The organism is Sphingomonas sp. CCH9-E2 (assembly GCF_001557215.1).
In the GTDB taxonomy this organism is placed as follows: domain Bacteria; phylum Pseudomonadota; class Alphaproteobacteria; order Sphingomonadales; family Sphingomonadaceae; genus Sphingomonas.
Genome location: NZ_LSJM01000267.1, coordinates 1 through 2,184, shown reverse-complemented (window position 1 = coordinate 2,184; position 2,184 = coordinate 1). Strand labels below are relative to the sequence as shown.

General features: G+C 66.5%; 3 protein-coding genes. All 3 read left to right on the top strand.

From position 1 onward, the window contains the following. The first annotated feature begins 179 nt into the window (after positions 1-179). Entirely contained in the window at positions 180-827 is a 648-nt protein-coding gene (locus AX681_RS12360) for a PepSY-associated TM helix domain-containing protein (protein ID WP_066655850.1), read from the top strand. 15 nt (positions 828-842) lie between these two features. After that, positions 843-1,346: a DUF2271 domain-containing protein gene (locus tag AX681_RS12355; protein ID WP_066655848.1), complete on the top strand. Its 504-nt coding sequence runs from the start codon at positions 843-845 to the stop codon at positions 1,344-1,346. Positions 1,347-1,456: 110 nt separating this feature from the next. Next, positions 1,457-2,184: DUF4198 domain-containing protein (locus tag AX681_RS12350; protein ID WP_066682349.1), on the top strand; the 728-nt coding region annotated here is incomplete at its 3' end.

Genomic DNA, 2,184 nt, shown 5'->3' with positions numbered 1-2,184 from the left:
CGCGCAGACGGCCGTGACCTGCTCGGCAAAATTCCGCCCTCTGCGAGGGCGGCCCCTCCGTCATTGCTGCGCAATGCCACCTCCCCCAGCAAGCTGGGGGAGGAATAGAGGCGCATTGTAATTGCGAATCACTCGCGCTAGTGCTGCGAACGAATCGCAATTAGGCTATCTCCACCCCGATGCACGGAACCACCACAACCGCGCGTGCCAAGCGCAGCCGCAAAGCCTTTTGGCTGAAGCAGCTGCACACCTGGCACTGGATCAGTTCGGCGATCAGCCTGGTCGGATTGCTGCTGTTCGCGATCACCGGGTTCACGCTCAACCACGCCGCCGAGATCGAGGGGTCGCCGCAGACGGTGGAGCGCGCCGCGCAACTTCCAGCGCCGCTGTTACCCGCCGTGAAGCCCGACGACGCGCCCGACGCGAAGAAGCCGCTCCCCGCCCCAGTCGCCGAGTGGGTCGAGGGCAATCTGGACATCAAACATGCGCGCGGCGACGCCGAATGGTCGGCCGACGAAATCTACCTCGCCCTCCCCCGCCCCGGCGGCGATGGCTGGGTCGCGATCGACCGGGCGAGCGGCGCGGTGACGACCGAGAGCACGGATCGCGGCTGGATCGCCTGGCTCAACGACCTGCACAAGGGACGCAACAGCGGCACGGTGTGGAAGTGGTTCATCGACATCTTCGTGCTCGCCTGCATCGTGTTCTCACTCACCGGGCTGGTGCTGTTGCAGATGCACGCGAAGAACCGCCCGAGCACCTGGCCGCTGGTCGGCGCAGGGCTGGTCATTCCCGCGATCCTCGCGATCTTCTTCATCCATATCTAAAGGGAGCCGCCTTCCATGCAGTTTCGCGTAACCGGATTGACCGCCACCGCGCTGGGCGCGGGCCTGTTTGCGCCCGGGATGGCCGCCGCGCAGACGCTCGACGTCTCGGTCACGATCCCGCGCCTGACGGTCGCCGAATATCACCGCCCCTATGTCGCGATCTGGATCGAGAAGGAGGGCGGCCCGGCCCAGACTTTGTCGGTGTGGTACGATGTCGACCTGAAGAACAACGAAGGCACCAAGTGGCTGCGCGACGTGCGCCAATGGTGGCGCGCATCGGGCCGCACGATGCGCTTTCCCGCCGCCGGCGTGACCGGCGCGACCAAGGCTCCCGGCACGCACAAGGTGAGCTTCACGCCGAAGCTGACGCCAGGCAACTACACGCTGGTGGTCGAGGCCGCGCGCGAAGTGGGCGGGCGCGAACTGGTCCGCATCCCCTTCTCGCTGCCCAAGGGCGGCACCGCCCGTGCCAGCGGCACCAGCGAGCTGGGCGCCGTGACTTTGACTGTCAGGCGCTGACGCGCCCGGCACCGGCCCGCTCCCCCACCCGGCCACCCAGCGACAGTGTATTCTATGGGTGGCCGGGTGGGGGAGCGGGCCGGTGCCGCAACCAAGAAAGGGATCATCACATGAAGCTCCGCAATCTGTTGATCGCCACCGCCGTTGCTGCGGTCGCCATTCCCGCCAGCGTCCAGGCGCACCGCCAGTGGATGCTGCCGTCGATGACCGTCGTTTCGGGCGAAGGCGCGGACGTGTGGGTCACGGTCGATGCCGCCGTGTCCAACGACCTGTTCTATTTCGAGCATCAGCCACTGCGCGCAGACATCGCGGTGATGCTGCCCGACGGCACGCCGGGTGAGGTCAAGAACAAGGCGACCGGCCGCTATCGCACCACGCTCGACGTGCAGATCCAGCAGCGCGGCACGTACAAGATCTATTACGCCAGCGAGGGCGTGATGGGGTCGTACAAGCTGAACGGCGAGGAAGTGCGCATCCCGCGCGGCACCACCGCCGACAAGCTGGCGAGCGTGATCCCGGCGGGCGCGACCGATGTGCGCACCAGCATCAACAGCAACCGCAACGAGATTTTCGTGACTGCGGGCGAGCCGACCACCACCGTATTCAAGCCGGTCGGCAAGGGCATCGAACTGGTGCCGGTGACGCACCCCAACGACCTGGTGATGGGCGAGGATGCGACCTTCCAGTTCCTGCTCGACGGCAAGCCCGCCGCCGGGCTGGCGGTCACGGTGATCCCCGGCGGCATCCGCTATCGCGACCAGCTGCATCAGCAGGATCTGAAGACCGGCGCCGATGGCAAGGTCACGATCAAGTGGACCGATCCGGGCATGACCTGGAT